Annotated in this window: 19 protein-coding genes and 1 pseudogene; 16 read left to right on the top strand and 4 right to left on the bottom strand. The window is 40.4% G+C overall.

Features of this window, described 5'->3' with window-relative positions; genetic code table 11:
• Positions 1 to 45 precede the first annotated feature (45 nt).
• From rnr to ACLV7Q_RS06145, 10 genes and pseudogenes are all read left to right on the top strand, one after another.
• Positions 46 to 2,400 carry a ribonuclease R gene (gene rnr, locus ACLV7Q_RS06190; RefSeq protein ID WP_218757812.1) on the top strand — a complete coding sequence of 785 codons (2,355 nt, stop codon included), beginning with the start codon at positions 46 to 48 and terminating at the stop codon, positions 2,398 to 2,400.
• Positions 2,363 to 2,830, top strand: a complete 468-nt coding sequence (gene smpB, locus ACLV7Q_RS06185) for an SsrA-binding protein SmpB (protein ID WP_001051750.1) — start codon at positions 2,363 to 2,365, stop codon at positions 2,828 to 2,830. The genes rnr and smpB overlap by 38 nt, the downstream gene beginning before the upstream one ends.
• 14 nt (positions 2,831 to 2,844) lie before the next feature.
• Positions 2,845 to 3,705 (top strand): SAM-dependent methyltransferase TehB, encoded by an 861-nt coding sequence (tehB, locus tag ACLV7Q_RS06180; RefSeq protein ID WP_218757813.1) that lies wholly within the window; start codon positions 2,845 to 2,847, stop codon positions 3,703 to 3,705.
• A 121-nt stretch (positions 3,706 to 3,826) separates the two neighbouring features.
• On the top strand, positions 3,827 to 4,015 hold the full coding sequence (locus tag ACLV7Q_RS06175; RefSeq protein ID WP_001122912.1) for a type II toxin-antitoxin system HicA family toxin: 189 nt from the start codon (positions 3,827 to 3,829) through the stop codon (positions 4,013 to 4,015).
• A gap of 27 nt (positions 4,016 to 4,042) precedes the next feature.
• Positions 4,043 to 4,420, top strand: coding sequence for a type II toxin-antitoxin system HicB family antitoxin (locus ACLV7Q_RS06170; RefSeq protein WP_050252888.1), 378 nt, complete (start codon positions 4,043 to 4,045; stop codon positions 4,418 to 4,420).
• A gap of 78 nt (positions 4,421 to 4,498) precedes the next feature.
• Positions 4,499 to 5,452: a competence protein CoiA gene (coiA, locus tag ACLV7Q_RS06165; protein WP_218757814.1), complete on the top strand. Its 954-nt coding sequence runs from the start codon at positions 4,499 to 4,501 to the stop codon at positions 5,450 to 5,452.
• Between the two features lie 18 nt (positions 5,453 to 5,470).
• Positions 5,471 to 7,273, top strand: a complete 1,803-nt coding sequence (gene pepF / locus ACLV7Q_RS06160) for an oligoendopeptidase F (protein ID WP_218757815.1) — start codon at positions 5,471 to 5,473, stop codon at positions 7,271 to 7,273.
• A gap of 1 nt (position 7,274) precedes the next feature.
• Positions 7,275 to 7,988 carry an O-methyltransferase gene (locus ACLV7Q_RS06155; RefSeq protein ID WP_004259562.1) on the top strand — a complete coding sequence of 238 codons (714 nt, stop codon included), beginning with the start codon at positions 7,275 to 7,277 and terminating at the stop codon, positions 7,986 to 7,988.
• Positions 7,989 to 8,054: 66 nt separating this feature from the next.
• A complete protein-coding gene (gene prsA / locus ACLV7Q_RS06150; protein WP_050211752.1) occupies positions 8,055 to 8,993 on the top strand; it encodes a peptidylprolyl isomerase PrsA in 939 nt (312 codons plus the stop codon).
• A gap of 308 nt (positions 8,994 to 9,301) precedes the next feature.
• A pseudogene (locus ACLV7Q_RS06145) lies at positions 9,302 to 9,397 on the top strand (IS630 family transposase); the annotation flags it as partial.
• A gap of 357 nt (positions 9,398 to 9,754) precedes the next feature.
• On the opposite strand, the gene ACLV7Q_RS06140 reads toward ACLV7Q_RS06145, so the two are convergent.
• The 4 genes from ACLV7Q_RS06140 to ACLV7Q_RS06125 form a co-directional block, all read right to left on the bottom strand.
• The gene (locus ACLV7Q_RS06140) at positions 9,755 to 10,375 is read right to left on the bottom strand and encodes a histidine phosphatase family protein (RefSeq protein WP_218757816.1); all 621 of its coding nucleotides are present in this window, start codon (positions 10,373 to 10,375) and stop codon (positions 9,755 to 9,757) included.
• A complete protein-coding gene (locus tag ACLV7Q_RS06135) occupies positions 10,375 to 10,857 on the bottom strand; it encodes an aminoacyl-tRNA deacylase (protein ID WP_218757817.1) in 483 nt (160 codons plus the stop codon). Before ACLV7Q_RS06135 ends, ACLV7Q_RS06140 begins: the two co-directional genes overlap by 1 nt.
• Entirely contained in the window at positions 10,857 to 11,699 is an 843-nt protein-coding gene (locus tag ACLV7Q_RS06130; RefSeq protein WP_218757818.1) for a DUF368 domain-containing protein, read from the bottom strand. Before ACLV7Q_RS06130 ends, ACLV7Q_RS06135 begins: the two co-directional genes overlap by 1 nt.
• Before the next feature lie 94 nt (positions 11,700 to 11,793).
• Positions 11,794 to 12,594 carry a GH25 family lysozyme gene (locus tag ACLV7Q_RS06125; RefSeq protein ID WP_057487416.1) on the bottom strand — a complete coding sequence of 267 codons (801 nt, stop codon included), beginning with the start codon at positions 12,592 to 12,594 and terminating at the stop codon, positions 11,794 to 11,796.
• 143 nt (positions 12,595 to 12,737) lie between these two features.
• Between ACLV7Q_RS06125 and glmU the strand changes: the two genes are divergently transcribed.
• The 6 genes from glmU to ACLV7Q_RS06095 all read left to right on the top strand — a co-directional run bounded on the left by glmU (position 12,738) and on the right by ACLV7Q_RS06095 (position 16,964).
• Entirely contained in the window at positions 12,738 to 14,117 is a 1,380-nt protein-coding gene (gene glmU, locus ACLV7Q_RS06120; RefSeq protein WP_218757819.1) for a bifunctional UDP-N-acetylglucosamine diphosphorylase/glucosamine-1-phosphate N-acetyltransferase GlmU, read from the top strand.
• A gap of 9 nt (positions 14,118 to 14,126) precedes the next feature.
• Positions 14,127 to 14,672: an NUDIX hydrolase gene (locus ACLV7Q_RS06115; protein WP_218757820.1), complete on the top strand. Its 546-nt coding sequence runs from the start codon at positions 14,127 to 14,129 to the stop codon at positions 14,670 to 14,672.
• Positions 14,673 to 14,683: 11 nt separating this feature from the next.
• The gene (gene macP, locus ACLV7Q_RS06110; protein WP_218757821.1) at positions 14,684 to 14,998 is read left to right on the top strand and encodes a cell wall synthase accessory phosphoprotein MacP; all 315 of its coding nucleotides are present in this window, start codon (positions 14,684 to 14,686) and stop codon (positions 14,996 to 14,998) included.
• A 16-nt stretch (positions 14,999 to 15,014) separates the two neighbouring features.
• The gene (locus ACLV7Q_RS06105; protein ID WP_218757822.1) at positions 15,015 to 15,707 is read left to right on the top strand and encodes a 5'-methylthioadenosine/adenosylhomocysteine nucleosidase; all 693 of its coding nucleotides are present in this window, start codon (positions 15,015 to 15,017) and stop codon (positions 15,705 to 15,707) included.
• 76 nt (positions 15,708 to 15,783) lie between these two features.
• Positions 15,784 to 16,275, top strand: a complete 492-nt coding sequence (gene rocS, locus ACLV7Q_RS06100; RefSeq protein ID WP_000021242.1) for a chromosome segregation protein RocS — start codon at positions 15,784 to 15,786, stop codon at positions 16,273 to 16,275.
• A 98-nt stretch (positions 16,276 to 16,373) separates the two neighbouring features.
• The gene (locus ACLV7Q_RS06095; protein WP_218757823.1) at positions 16,374 to 16,964 is read left to right on the top strand and encodes a 3'-5' exonuclease; all 591 of its coding nucleotides are present in this window, start codon (positions 16,374 to 16,376) and stop codon (positions 16,962 to 16,964) included.
• Positions 16,965 to 16,967: the final 3 nt, after the last annotated feature.

Here is a 16,967-nt window from a genome sequence, read left to right as displayed (position 1 = left end):
GAAGGTTTTACAGTAAAAGAAAATTAAAAAAGCTAGAAAGAAAATATGAAAGATAGAATAAAAGAATATTTACAAGACAAGGGAAAGGTGACTGTCAATGACTTGGCTCAGGCTTTGGAAAAAGACGGTTCCAAGGATTTTCGTGAGTTGATTAAAACCTTGTCCCTAATGGAAAGGAAGCACCAGATTCGTTTTGAAGAAGATGGAACTTTGACTTTGGAAGTCAAGAAAAAACATGAGATTACCCTCAAGGGGATTTTTCATGCCCATAAAAATGGCTTTGGTTTTGTCAGCCTAGAAGGTGAGGAGGATGACCTTTTTGTAGGAAAAAACGATGTCAACTATGCTATTGATGGTGATACCGTTGAGGTCGTCATCAAAAAAGTCGCTGACCGCAATAAGGGAACAGCGGCAGAAGCCAAAATTATTGATATCCTAGAACACAGTTTGACAACAGTTGTCGGGCAAATCGTTCTGGATCAGGAAAAGCCTAAGTATGCTGGCTATATTCGTTCAAAAAATCAGAAAATCAGTCAACCGATTTATGTTAAGAAACCAGCCCTAAAATTAGAAGGAACAGAAGTTCTCAAAGTCTTTATCGATAAATACCCAAGCAAGAAACATGCTTTCTTTGTCGCGAGTGTTCTCGATGTGGTGGGACACTCAACGGATGTCGGAATTGATGTTCTTGAGGTCTTGGAATCAATGGACATTGTATCCGAGTTTCCAGAAGCTGTTGTTAAGGAAGCAGAAAGTGTGCCTGATGCTCCGTCTCAAAAGGATATGGAAGGTCGTCTGGATCTAAGAGATGAAATTACCTTTACCATTGACGGTGCGGATGCCAAGGACTTGGACGATGCAGTGCATATCAAGGCTCTGAAAAATGGCAATCTGGAGCTTGGGGTTCACATCGCAGATGTTTCCTACTATGTGACAGAGGGTTCTGCCCTTGACAAGGAAGCCCTTAACCGCGCGACTTCAGTCTATGTAACAGACCGAGTTGTTCCAATGCTTCCAGAACGACTGTCAAACGGCATTTGTTCCCTCAATCCTCAAGTTGACCGTCTGACACAATCTGCCATCATGGAGATTGATAAACATGGTCGTGTGGTTAATTACACTATTACACAAACAGTTATCAAGACAAGCTATCGGATGACATATAGTGATGTCAATGACATCCTAGCTGGAGACAAGGAAAAGAGACAAGAATATCAGAAAATTGTTCCAAGTATCGAACTCATGGCCAAGCTCCATGAAAGGCTAGAAAACATGCGTGTGAAACGTGGAGCCCTCAATTTCGATACCAACGAAGCCAAGATTTTAGTGGATAAACAGGGCAAGCCTGTTGATATCGTTCTTCGTCAGCGTGGTGTTGCTGAGCGCATGATTGAGTCCTTTATGTTGATGGCCAATGAAACAGTTGCCGAGCATTTTAGCAAGCTGGATTTGCCTTTCATCTATCGAATTCACGAGGAGCCAAAGGCTGAAAAAGTTCAGAAGTTTATTGATTATGCTTCGAGTTTTGGCTTGCGCATTTATGGGACTGCCAGTGAGATTAGCCAGGAGGCCCTTCAAGACATCATGCGTACTGTTGAGGGAGAACCTTATGCAGATGTATTGTCCATGATGCTTCTTCGATCCATGCAGCAGGCTCGCTATTCAGAGCACAATCACGGCCACTATGGATTAGCGGCTGATTATTATACTCACTTTACTAGTCCGATTCGTCGTTATCCAGACCTTCTTGTTCACCGTATGATTCGGGATTACGGCCGTTCTAAGGAAATAGCAGAGCATTTTGAGCAAGTGATTCCAGAGATTGCTACCCAGTCTTCCAACCGTGAGCGTCGTGCCATCGAGGCTGAGCGTGAAGTCGAAGCCATGAAAAAGGCTGAGTACATGGAAGAATACGTAGGTGAAGAATACGATGCGGTTGTATCAAGTATTGTCAAATTCGGTCTCTTTGTTGAATTGCCAAATACGGTTGAAGGCTTGATTCACATCACAAATCTACCTGAATTTTATCATTTCAACGAACGTGATTTGACTCTTCGTGGGGAGAAATCAGGAACAACTTTCCGTGTAGGTCAGCAGATTCGTATTCGGGTTGAAAGAGCTGATAAGATGACGGGTGAAATTGACTTCTCTTACATTCCAAGTGAGTTTGATGTGATTGAAAAAGGCTTGAAACAGTCTAATCGCAGTGACAGAGGGCGTGGTTCAAGTCGTCGTTCAGATAAGAAGGAAGATAAGAGAAAATCAGGACGCTCAAATGATAAGTGCAAGCATTTACAAAAAGACAAGAAGAAAAAAGGGAAGAAACCTTTTTACAAGGAAGTAGCTAAGAAAGGAGCCAAGCATGGCAAAGGGCGAGGGAAAGGTCGTCGCACAAAATAAAAAGGCGCGCCACGACTATACTATCGTAGATACGCTAGAGGCAGGGATGGTCCTGACTGGAACTGAAATCAAGAGTGTGCGAGCAGCTCGAATCAATCTCAAGGATGGCTTTGCTCAAGTGAAAAATGGGGAGGTCTGGTTGAGCAATGTTCATATCGCTCCTTACGAAGAGGGAAATATCTGGAACCAGGAACCAGAACGCCGTCGCAAACTCTTGCTCCATAAAAAGCAAATTCAAAAATTGGAACAAGAGACTAAAGGAACAGGAATGACCCTGGTTCCTCTTAAAGTCTATATCAAAGATGGTTACGCTAAACTCCTTTTAGGTCTAGCTAAAGGGAAGCATGACTATGACAAACGGGAGTCTATCAAACGACGTGAGCAAAACCGCGACATCGCGCGTGTTATGAAAGCTGTTAATCAGCGATAAAAAGAGGAATGAAGATGGAAAAACTAGTTGCCTATAAACGCATGCCTTTGTGGACTAAAGAAACCATGCCAGAGGCTGTTCAGCAGAAACACAATACCAAGGTTGGGACTTGGGGCAAGATTACTGTCTTGAAGGGAGCTCTCAAGTTTATTGAATTGACAGAAGATGGTGAGGTTTTAGCTGAGCACCTCTTTGAAGCAGGAGCAGACAATCCAATGGCGCAACCTCAAGCCTGGCACCGAGTGGAGGCTGTAACAGACGATGTGGAATGGTATTTGGAGTTTTATTGTAAACCTGAGGATTATTTCCCTAAGAAATACAATACCAATCCTGTTCATTCAGAGGTCTTAGAGGCCATGCAGACAGTAAAATTAGGGAAAGCCTTGGATTTGGGCTGTGGTCAAGGCCGTAATGCACTCTTTCTAGCCCAGCAAGGTTTTGATGTGACGGTTGTGGATCAAAATGAACTGGCCCTTGAAATCTTACAAAGCATTGTGGAGCAGGAAGACTTGGACATGCCTGTTGGTCTTTACGATATCAATTCAGCTAGTATTGGACAAGAGTATGATTTCATCGTTTCGACAGTAGTTCTGATGTTTCTGCAAGCAGACCGCATTCCTGCAATTATCAAAAATATGCAGGAGAAAACCAGTGTTGGTGGTTACAATCTTATCGTTTGTGCCATGGACACGGAGGATTATCCTTGCTCAGTGAACTTCCCATTCACCTTTAAAGAAGGGGAATTGGCAGACTATTACAAGGACTGGGAATTGGTTAAGTACAATGAAAATCCAGGCCATTTACACCGTCGCGATGAAAATGGCAATCGTATTCAACTACGCTTTGCGACCATGCTAGCCAAGAAAATCAAATAAAAATGAATGAAGATTAGGAATTTTTCTGATCTTTTTTTTCTTTTTTTACGAATAGATAAGATAGAAGAATTGACAAAAATACGCATTATAAGTATAATTTTAGCTAGAAAGGTGACAATGAATGCCAATCACAGGTAAGGAAATGGTAAAATTAGCTCTTGCAAATGGATGGATTGAAGTTCGTAAGAGAGGAAGTCATCATCATTTTAAGAAAGAAGGGGTTCCCTATCTTGTCACTATTCCAGTTCACGGTAATGATGATCTAGGAAAAGGTTTAGAGAGAAAAATATTAAAAGATTTGGGATTGTAGTTGATTTGGAAATTGTGGAGGTGTATTATGCTAAAATCTTATCCTGCTATTTTTCATAAAGAAGGTACTGGATACTGGATTGAATTTCCGGAGTTTGGAGGTGGGACAGAGGGAGCAACGATTGAACTTGCAATGAAAAATGCTCGGGAAATGCTTGAGAGTGTTTTAGCTTCTTATATTGATGAAGGACTGGCTCTGCCTACTCCTAGTGACATTGCTGAGTTGAAAGCTCCTGATGGATTTGTGACTTTGATTCAGGTCAATCCCTTGCCTTTCGTAAAGAATAATAAAGCGATTCGAAAAAATGTTACGGTTCCAGAGTGGCTAGTCAGACTTGCGGATCGTGAGAAAGTGAACTATTCTGAAGTGTTGACACAAGCTCTTGAAAGTCGCTTGCAACTCTAAAATTATAGAGTGATGAAGATTAGGAAATTTCCTGATCTTTTTTCTTTTTTACGAATAATATAGAAAAGGAGGGAAATCATGTTTGTTGCGAGAGATGCTAGGGGAGAGTTGGTAAATGTGTTAGAGGATAAGCTTGAGAAGCAAGCATACACCTGCCCAGCTTGTGCAGGTCAGCTCCGTTTGCGTCAAGGACCAAGTGTCCGGCCCCATTTTGCCCATAAATCCCTAAAATACTGTGATTTTTTCTTTGAAAATGAAAGTCCAGAACACCTGGCCAATAAGGAATCCCTCTATCACTGGTTGAAAAAAGAGACAAAGGTTCAATTAGAGTACCCGCTTTCAGAACTTAAACAGATTGCGGATGTATTTGTAAATGGCAATCTAGCTCTAGAAGTTCAGTGTAGTCCCTTGCCTCAGAAAGTCCTTAAAGAGCGAAGTGAGGGCTATCGTAGTCAGGGTTACCAAGTACTGTGGTTGCTGGGTCAAAAACTGTGGCTCAAGGAGCGTTTGACTCGTCTACAGCAAGGTTTTCTTTATTTCAGTCAAAACATGGGCTTTTATGTTTGGGAATTAGACAAGGGAAAACAAGTTTTAAGACTTAAATATCTTATCCACCAAGATCTCCGCGGTAAACTCCATTATCAGATTAAGGAATTTTCCTATGGCCAAGGTAGTTTATTGGAAATATTGCGTCTTCCCTATAAGAAACAAAAAATATCTCATTTTACAGTTTCTGAGGACAAGGACATCTGTCGCTATATCCGGCAACAACTTTATTATCAAAATCCCATTTGGATGAAAGAACAAGCAGAAGCCTATCAAAAGGGAGAAAATATCCTGACTTATGGACTGAAAGAATGGTATCCACAAATTCGACCAATAGTGGGCAAATTTTTCCAGATTGAACAAGACTTGACTAGCTATTATCAGCACTTTTATACCTATTACCAAAAAAATCCTCAAAATGATTGGCAAAAGCTCTATCCACCAGCCTTTTATCAGCAATATTTCTTGAAAAATATGGTAGAATAGAAAGGATGGAGGAATCTAATGGTATTACAAAGACATGAAATAAATGAAAAAGATACATGGGATCTATCAACGATCTACCCAACTGACCAGGCTTGGGAAGAAGCCTTAAAAGATTTAACAGAACAATTGGAGACAGTAGTCCAGTATGAAGGTCATCTCTTGGATAGTGCGGATAGCCTACTCGAAATTACTGAATTTTCTCTTGAAATGGAACGCCAAATGGAGAAGATTTACGTTTATGCTCATATGAAAAATGACCAGGACACACGTGAAGCTAAGTATCAAGAGTATTACGCCAAGGCCATGACTCTCTATAGCCAGCTAGACCAAGCCTTTTCATTCTATGAACCTGAATTTATGGAGATTAGCGAAAAGCAGTATGCTGACTTTTTAGAAGCTCAACCAAAATTGCAGGTTTATCAACACTATTTTGACAAGCTCTTGCAAAGCAAGGATCACGTTCTTTCACAACGCGAAGAAGAATTATTAGCTGGAGCTGGAGAAATCTTTGGTTCAGCAAGTGAAACCTTCGCTATTTTGGACAATGCGGATATTGTGTTCCCTTATGTCCTCGACGATGATGGTAAAGAAGTTCAGCTATCTCATGGGACCTACACACGTTTGATGGAGTCTAAAAATCGTGAGGTTCGCCGTGGGGCCTATCAAGCCCTTTATGCGACTTATGAGCAATTCCAACACACCTATGCTAAAACCTTGCAAACCAATGTTAAGGTGCAAAACTATCGTGCCAAAGTTCGCAACTACAAGAGCGCTCGTCATGCAGCCCTCGCAGCCAATTTTGTTCCAGAGAGTGTTTATGACAATTTGGTAGCAGCAGTTCGCAAGCATTTGCCACTCTTGCATCGTTACCTTGAGCTTCGTTCAAAAATCTTGGGGATTTCAGACCTCAAGATGTACGATGTCTACACACCACTTTCATCTGTTGAATACAGTTTTACCTACCAAGAAGCCTTGAAAAAGGCAGAAGATGCCTTGGCAGTCTTGGGTGAGGATTACTTGAGCCGTGTTAAACGTGCCTTCAGTGAGCGTTGGATTGATGTTTATGAAAATCAAGGCAAGCGTTCAGGGGCTTACTCTGGTGGTTCTTACGATACAAATGCCTTTATGCTTCTTAACTGGCAGGACAATCTGGACAATCTCTTTACTCTTGTTCATGAAACAGGTCACAGTATGCATTCTAGCTATACTCGCGAGACTCAGCCTTATGTTTACGGAGATTATTCGATCTTCTTGGCTGAGATTGCCTCAACGACCAATGAAAATATTTTGACGGAGAAATTATTGGAAGAAGTGGAAGACGACGCAACGCGCTTTGCTATTCTCAATAACTTCCTAGATGGTTTCCGTGGGACAGTTTTCCGCCAAACTCAATTTGCTGAGTTTGAACACGCTATTCATCAAGCAGACCAAAATGGGGAAGTCTTGACAAGCGATTTCCTAAATAAACTCTACGCAGACTTGAACCAAGAATATTATGGTTTGAGTAAGGAAGACAATCCTGAAATCCAATACGAGTGGGCTCGCATTCCACACTTCTACTATAACTACTATGTATACCAATATTCAACAGGTTTTGCAGCAGCCTCAGCTTTGGCTGAAAAAATTGTCCATGGTAGTCAAGAAGACCGTGACCGCTATATCGACTACCTCAAGGCAGGTAAGTCTGACTATCCACTTAATGTCATGAGAAAAGCTGGTGTTGATATGGAGAAGGAAGACTATCTCAACGATGCCTTTGCAGTCTTTGAACGTCGTTTGAATGAGTTTGAAGCCCTTGTTGAAAAATTGGGATTGGCATAAGATGGTTGAATCATATAGTAAAAATGCCAACCATAACATGCGTCGCCCTGTTGTCAAGGAAGAAATTGTGGACTTGATGCGTCAGCGTCAAAAGCAAGTCACAGGCTCTTTGAAAGAATTGGAAGACTTTGCCCGTAAGGAAAATATTCCCATCATTCCCCATGAAACGGTTGCTTATTTCCGTTTTCTCATGGAAACCATGCAGCCTAAAAACATTCTGGAAATTGGGACTGCTATCGGTTTTTCAGCCCTCTTGATGGCGGAACATGCGCCAAATGCTAAGATTACAACCATTGACCGCAATCCAGAGATGATTGGTTTTGCCAAGGAAAATTTTGCTCAATTTGACAGTCGTAAGCAAATCACACTCCTAGAAGGAGATGCGGTAGATGTCTTATCTACCTTGACAGAGTCCTATGATTTCGTCTTTATGGATTCAGCCAAGTCTAAATACATCGTCTTTCTGCCAGAAATCCTCAAACATTTGGAAGTCGGTGGTGTGGTTGTCTTGGATGATATTTTTCAAGGCGGTGATGTTGCCAAGGACATTATGGAAGTCCGTCGAGGTCAGCGAACCATCTATCGAGGACTTCAAAGACTATTTGACGCAACCTTAGACAATCCAGGACTTACCGCAACATTAGTACCTCTGGGAGACGGCATTCTCATGCTTCGTAAAAATGTAGCAGATGTTCAATTGCCTGACAGCGAATGATTTTCAGAAAAATTTAAGAAAATATAGTAAAATAGATAGAGTAACACTTATCTCAAAGGAGTAGACATGAAGAAAAAACTATTGGCAGGTGCCATCACACTATTATCAGTAGCAACTTTAGCAGCTTGTTCGAAAGGTTCAGAAGGGGCAGACCTTATCAGTATGAAAGGGGATGTCATCACAGAACATCAATTTTATGAGCAAGTGAAAAGCAACCCTTCAGCCCAACAAGTCTTGTTAAATATGACCATCCAAAAAGTTTTTGAAAAACAATATGGCTCAGAGCTTGATGATAAAGAGGTCGATGATACTATCGCCGAAGAAGAAAAACAATATGGCGAAAACTACCAACGTGTCTTGTCACAAGCAGGTATGACCCTTGAAACACGTAAAGCTCAAATTCGTACAAGTAAATTGGTTGAGTTGGCAGTTAAGAAAGCAGCAGAAGCTGAATTGACAGATGATGCTTACAAGAAGGCCTTTGACGAATACACTCCAGATGTAACGGCTCAAATTATCCGTCTTGATAATGAAGATAAGGCCAAAGAAGTTCTCGAAAAAGCCAAGGCAGAAGGTGCTGATTTTGCTCAATTAGCTAAAGATAACTCAACTGATGAGAAAACTAAAGCAAATGGTGGAGAAATCACCTTTGATTCTGCTTCAACAGAAGTACCAGAACAAGTTAAAAAAGCAGCTTTTGCTTTAGATGTAAATGGCATTTCTGATGTGATTACAGCAACTGGCACACAAGCCTACAGTAGCCAATATTACATTGTAAAACTCATTAAGAAAACAGAAAAATCATCTAATATTGATGACTACAAAGAAAAATTAAAAACTGTTATCTTGACTCAAAAACAAAATGATTCAACATTTGTTCAAAGCATTATCGGAAAAGAATTGCAAGCAGCCAATATCAAGGTTAAGGACCAAGCCTTCCAAAATATCTTTACACAATATATCGGTGGTGGAGATTCAAGCTCAAGCAGTTCATCAAAAGAATAGTCCAAATCAATAAGTCAGGGAAAAAACTCGACTTCAGGAAAAAATAAAGTAAATCTTTCCACAATAAAACGCATAGTACAAGGTTTTCAATACCTGATATTATGCGTTTTTTGATTTTAAAGACTTTTTGACCAGCCTCATTTTTTTAACTTGCTACTCAGTGAAAAGCAAAGATTAAACTAGGAAGCTAGCTGTAGGCTTCTCAAAGAATAGCTTTGAGGTTGCAGATAAGACTTATGAGGTCACCAACATATATAATGTGAAGCTGACGTGGTTTGAATAGATTTTAGAAGAGTATGAGTCTGGAAGTTTTAATGGGTAATGCAAGATTCCATAGAATGGGTAAGCTAGAGTTCTTATGTGAAGAGTTTGGGCATAAACTTTTACCTCTTCCTCCCTACTCATCTTATACTCAATGAAAATCAAAGAGCAAACTAGGAAACTAGCCGCAGGTTGTACTTGAGTACGGCAAGGCGACGTTGACGCGGTTTGAAGAGATTTTCGAAGAGTATTAGTATAGAAAAGTGAATCTGAACTAGTACATCACTGCTTCTAAAACATTCTTATAAATTGATTTAAATTCTCAAATCACATTATTCAGTTCTGATTTCATTTTGCTCTACAATTCTGTTGAGAAGACACGTGTTCATATCAAAAAGGTATTGGCAAATTGCAATACCTTTTTACGAGGCTCTTTTGTCTTATTTTTGTTTCAACTGACTATATCTCCTATGGTTCTAGTTCAGAAGGCTAGGCTATAATTATGATTGATAGGAAGTATCATTCCAAGTATCGAGTGTAAATGTTTCAAAATCATGGGTTTCTAGAATGGTTAGGCTGGCATTTGCTAGACCGCCATCTTTACGAAGAAGTGGTTCTTTATAACCTAGAAGAGTACGAAGACTGGCAGTAAGATTGGCACCGTGACCGACAATTAGAATACGCTCAGCTGGACTATCTTTTAATGATTTGATAAATTGGATGGTCCGTTGCGTGGTGCTATAGAGGGATTCGGCTCCAAACATTTGAGTGTCAAATTGAGCAAGATTTGAACGAAAAGCCTGGATTTGTTGTGGATAAATAGCTTCCAAGGTTGCAATTTTCAAACCTTCTAATTTACCCAGCTGCCATTCACGGAGATTCGGAACACTTTCTAAAGGACAGGGGGTCCTGAGTTGACTTTGGATAATCTCAGCAGATTTGACCGCTCGAGGTAAATCACTTGAATAAATCTGATTAAAAGGAACATCCTTGAGATACTGGCCTAGTTGTTTTAGGGTTTCAATGGATTCAGGAAGAAGGGGAGAATCTCCACTAGCACCTTGAAAACGACCTTCTTGGTTCCAGACAGTACGACCGTGGCGGACAAAGTAGAGTTTCATTACTTGCTGTCCTCCAAAATATCTGCAAAGTCTGCCTTTACAAAGCTAGCCAAGTCTTGGGGAGCAACGATAATGCTGTGACCAACTTCGCCAGCAGAGACAATCATTTGATCCAAGTCTAGAGCGATTTTATCGATAAAAATGGGATAATTGTGTTTCTGACGAATTCCGACAGGATTATTTGCTCCATGAATGTAACCAGTTGTTTTTTCCAAGTTCTTTTGTGGAATCATGCTCACTTTTTTATTGCCAGAAATTTTGGCTAGTTTCTTTTCAGATAAGTGTTGAGTGATAGGGACAATTCCGATAATCGGTCCTGTTTTATCTCCCAGAAGCGCCAAGGTTTTGAAAATATGATCTCGTTTATAACCTTGCGGCAGTTCTCCTTCCAGGGCATTGATTTGAATCCCCTGATGTGGGATACCTGCTTTCGACAGGATTTGTTCTACCAATGTTTTTTTGATTTTAACTTTTTTTGCCATTATTTATACTTATCCTCCAATTGGCTCATCCAAATACCAAGCCAGATTCCCAGTGCAAAGAAGAAGGCGATGATGACATAACCAACAAGTGAAATACCGGTATATTGGATGCTTTCAGCGTTTCCTGCATTTGGAATCAATATTAAAAGGGTACTTGATAGGACGATACCGATGATGAAATGATAGACGCGTGAGTGGTAGTTGTTTAAGGCGTAATCCATCAATTTTGAAAAAATAATGAGAGTTGCACCTGCACCAACTCCAATCGGGAAGAAGGTTCCCAAGAGGTCAAAGGTTTTAAAACCAGTCAACATAGGAGCATAGAGTCCCAAAATCAAAAGTAGGTTTGATGGGCTGAGGCCAGGAACTAATACGCCAAGGGCCAATAGTGCGCCTGCTAGGACGAAGTTAAGAAAGCTAGCACTTAAGGTTCCAACGACAAAATTTAAGGCATAGAGTCCTAGTCCAGAAATGATAAAGGTTGTCCAGAACCAAGCCAAATCAATCTTGTCTCTGTCAGATTCTCGAGTTGATTCTTTGAGGAGGCTAGGAACCGTACCAATGATGGCACCCGCAAAGCTCCATAAGACAAAGACCTGATAATTTTCAAGCAGGTATTCAATCGGGTAAGAAAATAGGCCAATTCCCAGAAGCATACCGATGGCAACTGGAATAAAGTACAAAACATTTTCTTTAAAGTCTTTAAAAGGGTGGGCAAGAAAGCCAATCATCCGTTCATAAATTCCTAAGATTGCTGCTAGAACCCCTCCGGAAATTCCCGGTAAGATAAATCCAAGAGCAATCACAATCCCTTTAATAATGCGCGCTAACCATGAGAGCATATAGTTCCTCCAACTATTTCTATTTCAAAAAATCCTTACTATATTGTATCACAATCAAACACAAAAAGAAAAAGCAAATGATAAACAAATGCTTTTAAGGTTTTAAAAAGATTTTTCTAAAGGTTTCTTCTTTGTTTTTTAAGGGAGAGATGACGTTGATATCCAAATCGTGGTCAAAGCCGGCAATTTTTCCTTTAGATGTGTATTGGTGAATATCATAATCTAAGTCAGTTTTAGGACTGCTCTCCAAAAATCCTGAGTTAGAGCCGTAGGACGGAATCCAAACAGAGGTAAACTTGCCTGTATCAATACTATGTTCTTCCATGAAATAGACCCCAACGTAGATTCCGATGTTTTTAGCACCTAGTGATGCTAGTTTTGCTCGAAAGGCTTCAACACCCTCGTTCATATTGGACATGGTTTTGTCTTCTACGTCTAGCCAGTAGTAACTAGGGCTGTAAGGAGAGGCTGCATTGTAGAAAACCTCAGCGGCTTTTTCCATTTCTTGGACACTTTTTCCAGCTACATAAGCGTAGACAGCAACTGGGACATTCCGCTTTTGAAGTTCAGTGATATGACTCTTATAGGCCTTGTCTATTCCATTGATAAAGGAAGCATCATTTTCTTTTGTCGTTTGAGCACCACTGTGAACACGAACAATAGCGCCTGAAATATTTTGTGAGAGGGCGTCATAGTTGATTTCCTCAGGACGCTGCCAGCCAGAGAGGTCAATAATCGGTTTGTCTAAGTGTTTCAAAGCCTGTGCTTCAATCTGTGCTATATTGGATTTTGTTTTAAACGATTGGTTGTCATTAAGTGGGCGATTGATGATTAAAATGAACATCATAATCCCAAAAAAACTAAATAAAATAAGTGGATGAATTTGTTTTCTCATATCTTATAATTCTACCCTAAAAATCAAAAAAAATCAAAAAAATGGGTTAAGGAAAGGACTTTGGAGCATTTTTTCATTCAAGGGCGCGGAATGATTTGAAATATGGTATAATAAAAGGGAATTTCTAGAGAAAAGAGAAGATTATGTCAAATTATGCCATTATTTTAGCAGCGGGTAAAGGGACTCGCATGAAATCTGATTTGCCAAAAGTGTTGCACAAGGTTGCGGGTATTTCTATGCTGGAACATGTTTTTCGTAGTGTGGGAGCTATCCAACCTGAAAAGACAGTAACAGTTGTAGGACACAAGGCGGAATTGGTTGAGCAGGTCTTGGCTGGACAGACAGAATTTGTGACTCAATCTGAACAGTTAGGGACTGGCCATGCAGTTATGATGACAGAGCCTATCCTAGAAGGTTTGTCAGGTCACACTTTGGTTATTGCAGGAGATACTCCTTTAATCACAGGTGCAAGCTTGAAAAACTTGATTGATTTCCACATCAATCATAAAAATGTGGCCACTATCTTGACTGCTGAAACGGATAATCCTTTTGGCTATGGACGAATTGTGCGTAATGACAATGCTGAGGTTCTTCGCATCGTTGAGCAGAAGGATGCTACAGATTTTGAAAAGCAAATCAAGGAAATTAACACTGGAACTTACGTCTTTGACAACGAGCGTTTATTTGAGGCTTTGAAAAATATCAATACCAATAATGCTCAAGGCGAATACTATATTACAGATGTCATTGGCATTTTCCGTGAAGCTGGTGAAAAAGTTGGCGCTTATACTTTGAAAGATTTTGATGAAAGTCTTGGTGTAAATGACCGTGTGGCTCTTGCGACAGCTGAGTCAGTTATGCGTCGCCGCATCAATCACCAACACATGGTCAATGGGGTTAGCTTTGTCAACCCAGAAGCAACTTATATCGATATTGATGTTGAGATTGCTCCTGAAGTTCAAATCGAAGCCAATGTTACCTTGAAGGGGCAAACGAAAATTGGTGCTGAGACTGTTTTGACAAATGGAACGTATGTAGTGGATAGCACTATCGGAGCAAGAGCGATTATTACCAATTCTATGATTGAGGAAAGCAGTGTTGCAGACGGAGTGACAGTCGGTCCTTATGCCCACATTCGTCCAGGTTCAAGTCTGGGTGCCCAAGCACATATTGGAAACTTTGTTGAGGTTAAAGGGTCTTCTATCGGTGAGAATACCAAGGCTGGTCATTTGACTTATATCGGAAACTGTGAAGTGGGTAGCCATGTTAATTTCGGAGCAGGAACTATTACAGTCAACTATGACGGTAAAAACAAATACAAGACAGTCATCGGTAACAATGTCTTTGTTGGTTCAAATTCAACCATTATTGCGCCAGTTGAGTTAGGTGACAATTCCCTCGTTGGAGCTGGTTCAACTATTACTAAAGACGTGCCGGCGGATGCGATTGCTATTGGTCGTGGACGTCAGGTCAATAAAGACGAATATGCAACACGCCTTCCTCATCATCCTAAAAATCAGTAGGAGCCTATCATGGAATTTGAAGAAAAAACGCTTAGTCGAAAAGAAATCTATCAAGGGCCAATTTTTAAACTGGTCCAAGATCAGGTTGAATTACCAGAAGGTAAGGGAACTGCCCAACGTGATTTGATTTTCCACAATGGAGCTGTCTGTGTTTTAGCTGTAACAGATGAACAAAAACTCATCTTGGTCAAGCAGTACCGCAAGGCCATCGAGGCTGTCTCTTACGAAATTCCAGCCGGAAAATTAGAAGTAGGAGAAAATACAGACTCTATAGCAGCAGCCCTGCGTGAATTAGAGGAAGAAACAGCCTATACAGGGAAATTAGAACTCTTGTATGACTTTTATTCAGCTATTGGCTTTTGTAATGAAAAGTTAAAACTATACCTAGCCAGTGATTTGACAAAAGTGGAAAATCCGCGTCCGCAGGATGAGGATGAGACCTTGGAAGTCCTTGAAGTGAGCTTAGAAGAAGCCAAGGAATTGATCCAATCAGGTCATATCTGTGATGCCAAGACAATTATGGCTGTTCAATACTGGGAATTGCACAAAAAATAGAGGAGGTCAGTATGAGTAAAGCTTTATTAACGGATGAAATGATTGAAAGAGCTAATAGAGGCGAAAAAATTTCAGGTCCTCCTTTGCTAGATGATAATGAGGAGACTAAGATTTTACCAACCTCTTCTTCCCGTTTTGGTTATGCCAATCCTAAGGATCATGGTTTTAGCCAGGAAACCTTGAAGATTCAGGTCGAACCGTCTATTCATAAAAGCCGTCGCATTGAAAATACCAAGAGAAATGTCTTCAATTCTAAACTGAATAAAATCTTATTCGCAGTCATCTTTCTCTTGATTTTGCTTGTCTTAGCAATGAAACTTTTGTAATAGAAAAGGAATTGAAATGAAAATAGGAATTATTGCGGCTATGCCAGAAGAACTGGCTTATTTGGTCCAGCATTTAGAAAATGCCCAAGAGCAAGTTGTTTTGGGGAATACCTATCATACAGGAACCATTGCCTCGCATGAAGTCGTTCTTGTAGAAAGTGGTATTGGTAAGGTCATGTCTGCTATGAGTGTGGCGATTTTGGCTGATCATTTCCAAGTAGATGCTCTAATTAACACGGGTTCAGCTGGGGCAGTAGCAGAAGGGATTGCTGTTGGGGATGTTGTGATTGCTGACAAGTTAGCCTATCATGATGTGGATGTCACAGCTTTTGGCTATGCTTATGGACAAATGGCGCAACAACCGCTTTATTTCGAATCAGATAAAACCTTTGTTGCTAAAATTCAAGAGAGTCTATCTCAATTGGACCAAAACTGGCATCTTGGTTTGATTGCTACAGGAGATAGTTTTGTTGCAGGAAATGACAAGATAGAAGCGATTAAGTCCCATTTTCCAGAAGTTTTAGCAGTTGAGATGGAAGGAGCAGCTATTGCTCAGGCAGCGCATGCTCTTAATCTTCCAGTCTTAGTCATCCGAGCTATGAGTGACAATGCCAACCATGAAGCAAACATCTCTTTTGATGAGTTTATTATCGAAGCTGGACGTCGCTCTGCTCAGGTCTTATTAGCCTTTTTGAAGGCCTTAAATTAAGCGAAAATTTGACAGTTTATCTAGCTTATGATAAGATTTAAGTAAAGAAAAGCTAGAAAACGTTTCAGAGGATATTATGAGTATTGAAATGACCGTCAGTGAGATTGCAGAGGTCTTAGGATTATCTCGCCAAGCAATCAATAACCGTGTCAAAGAATTACCAGAAGAAGACACAGATAAAAATGACAAAGGGGTAACAGTCGTTACCAGAAGTGGCTTGATTAAGCTAGAAGAAATCTATAAAAAAACGATTTTTGAAGATGAGCCTGTCAGTGAAGATGTCAAGCAACGTGAGCTGATGGAGATTCTGGTTGATGAGAAGAATGCAGAAATTCTCCGTCTTTATGAACAATTAAAAGCCAAGGATCGTCAGTTATCAGAAAAAGACGAGCAGATGCGCATCAAAGACCGTCAGATTGCTGAGAAAGACAAACAACTAGATCAGCAGCAACAATTGACCCTTCAAGCCATGAAGGATCAAGAAAATCTTAAGCTAGAGCTGGACCAAGCAAAAGAAGAAGTCCAATCCACTAAGAAAGGCTTTTTTGCTCGTTTATTTGGAGGATAATCAAGGAGCTGTTTAGGTTACATGCTAACCTGATGGCTTCTTTTATTTCTAAATAGTATAGTTGCTCAATTAAAATAACAGTATAGGAGAGGTAAAGAATGGAACGATTAGAAGATTACATTGCTTTTGACTTAGAATTTAATCAGCACGAAGGGCAAACACACCTGATTCAAGTATCGGCAGTGCGTTTTAGAAATGGTCGGGAAATCGACGCCTATGATTCCTATGTCCATACTAGTGTGCCTCTAAAGAGTTTTATCAATGGATTGACAGGGATTACAGCCGAGACCTTAAAAGATGCTCCTCCAGTGGAGGAAGTCATAAAAGAATTCCAAGAGTTTGTGGGTTCTTTACCGATGGTTGGATACAATGCTGCTAAAAGTGATTTGCCTATTCTAGCAGAGCATGGTTTAGATTATAGCCAGCAGTATAAGGTGGATTTGTATGATGAAGCTTTTGAACGCCGTAGTTCGGATTTACATGGTATTGCCAATCTCAAATTGCAAACTGTTGCCTCATTTCTTGGATTTCAAGGTCAGTCTCATAATAGCTTGGAGGATGCTCGGATGACGGCGCGTGTTTACGAGTCCTTCTTAGAGTCAGATCAAGCTAGAGAATTGTTAGAAACAGAAAGTAGCTTATCAAACAATCCTTTTGGTGGCTTGGATTTGTCTCAATTATTTGACTAGGAG

The organism is Streptococcus mitis, assembly GCF_965111725.1.
GTDB lineage: Bacteria > Bacillota > Bacilli > Lactobacillales > Streptococcaceae > Streptococcus > Streptococcus mitis_DV.
This window is presented reverse-complemented; position numbering and strand designations above follow the sequence as displayed.

What these genes read in the sequence shown, in the direction of transcription:
- ACLV7Q_RS06140 (WP_218757816.1), bottom strand. Translation starts at nt 10,375, where the DNA reads ATGAAACTCTACTTTGTCCGCCACGGTCGTACTGTCTGGAACCAAGAA.
- rnr (WP_218757812.1), top strand. Translation starts at nt 46, where the DNA reads ATGAAAGATAGAATAAAAGAATATTTACAAGACAAGGGAAAGGTGACT.
- ACLV7Q_RS06170 (WP_050252888.1), top strand. Translation starts at nt 4,043, where the DNA reads ATGCTAAAATCTTATCCTGCTATTTTTCATAAAGAAGGTACTGGATAC.
- ACLV7Q_RS06155 (WP_004259562.1), top strand. Translation starts at nt 7,275, where the DNA reads ATGGTTGAATCATATAGTAAAAATGCCAACCATAACATGCGTCGCCCT.
- glmU (WP_218757819.1), top strand. Translation starts at nt 12,738, where the DNA reads ATGTCAAATTATGCCATTATTTTAGCAGCGGGTAAAGGGACTCGCATG.
- prsA (WP_050211752.1), top strand. Translation starts at nt 8,055, where the DNA reads ATGAAGAAAAAACTATTGGCAGGTGCCATCACACTATTATCAGTAGCA.
- macP (WP_218757821.1), top strand. Translation starts at nt 14,684, where the DNA reads ATGAGTAAAGCTTTATTAACGGATGAAATGATTGAAAGAGCTAATAGA.
- ACLV7Q_RS06135 (WP_218757817.1), bottom strand. Translation starts at nt 10,857, where the DNA reads ATGGCAAAAAAAGTTAAAATCAAAAAAACATTGGTAGAACAAATCCTG.
- ACLV7Q_RS06095 (WP_218757823.1), top strand. Translation starts at nt 16,374, where the DNA reads ATGGAACGATTAGAAGATTACATTGCTTTTGACTTAGAATTTAATCAG.
- ACLV7Q_RS06115 (WP_218757820.1), top strand. Translation starts at nt 14,127, where the DNA reads ATGGAATTTGAAGAAAAAACGCTTAGTCGAAAAGAAATCTATCAAGGG.
- ACLV7Q_RS06105 (WP_218757822.1), top strand. Translation starts at nt 15,015, where the DNA reads ATGAAAATAGGAATTATTGCGGCTATGCCAGAAGAACTGGCTTATTTG.
- ACLV7Q_RS06130 (WP_218757818.1), bottom strand. Translation starts at nt 11,699, where the DNA reads ATGCTCTCATGGTTAGCGCGCATTATTAAAGGGATTGTGATTGCTCTT.
- rocS (WP_000021242.1), top strand. Translation starts at nt 15,784, where the DNA reads ATGAGTATTGAAATGACCGTCAGTGAGATTGCAGAGGTCTTAGGATTA.
- ACLV7Q_RS06125 (WP_057487416.1), bottom strand. Translation starts at nt 12,594, where the DNA reads ATGAGAAAACAAATTCATCCACTTATTTTATTTAGTTTTTTTGGGATT.
- tehB (WP_218757813.1), top strand. Translation starts at nt 2,845, where the DNA reads ATGGAAAAACTAGTTGCCTATAAACGCATGCCTTTGTGGACTAAAGAA.
- coiA (WP_218757814.1), top strand. Translation starts at nt 4,499, where the DNA reads ATGTTTGTTGCGAGAGATGCTAGGGGAGAGTTGGTAAATGTGTTAGAG.
- smpB (WP_001051750.1), top strand. Translation starts at nt 2,363, where the DNA reads ATGGCAAAGGGCGAGGGAAAGGTCGTCGCACAAAATAAAAAGGCGCGC.
- ACLV7Q_RS06175 (WP_001122912.1), top strand. Translation starts at nt 3,827, where the DNA reads ATGCCAATCACAGGTAAGGAAATGGTAAAATTAGCTCTTGCAAATGGA.
- pepF (WP_218757815.1), top strand. Translation starts at nt 5,471, where the DNA reads ATGGTATTACAAAGACATGAAATAAATGAAAAAGATACATGGGATCTA.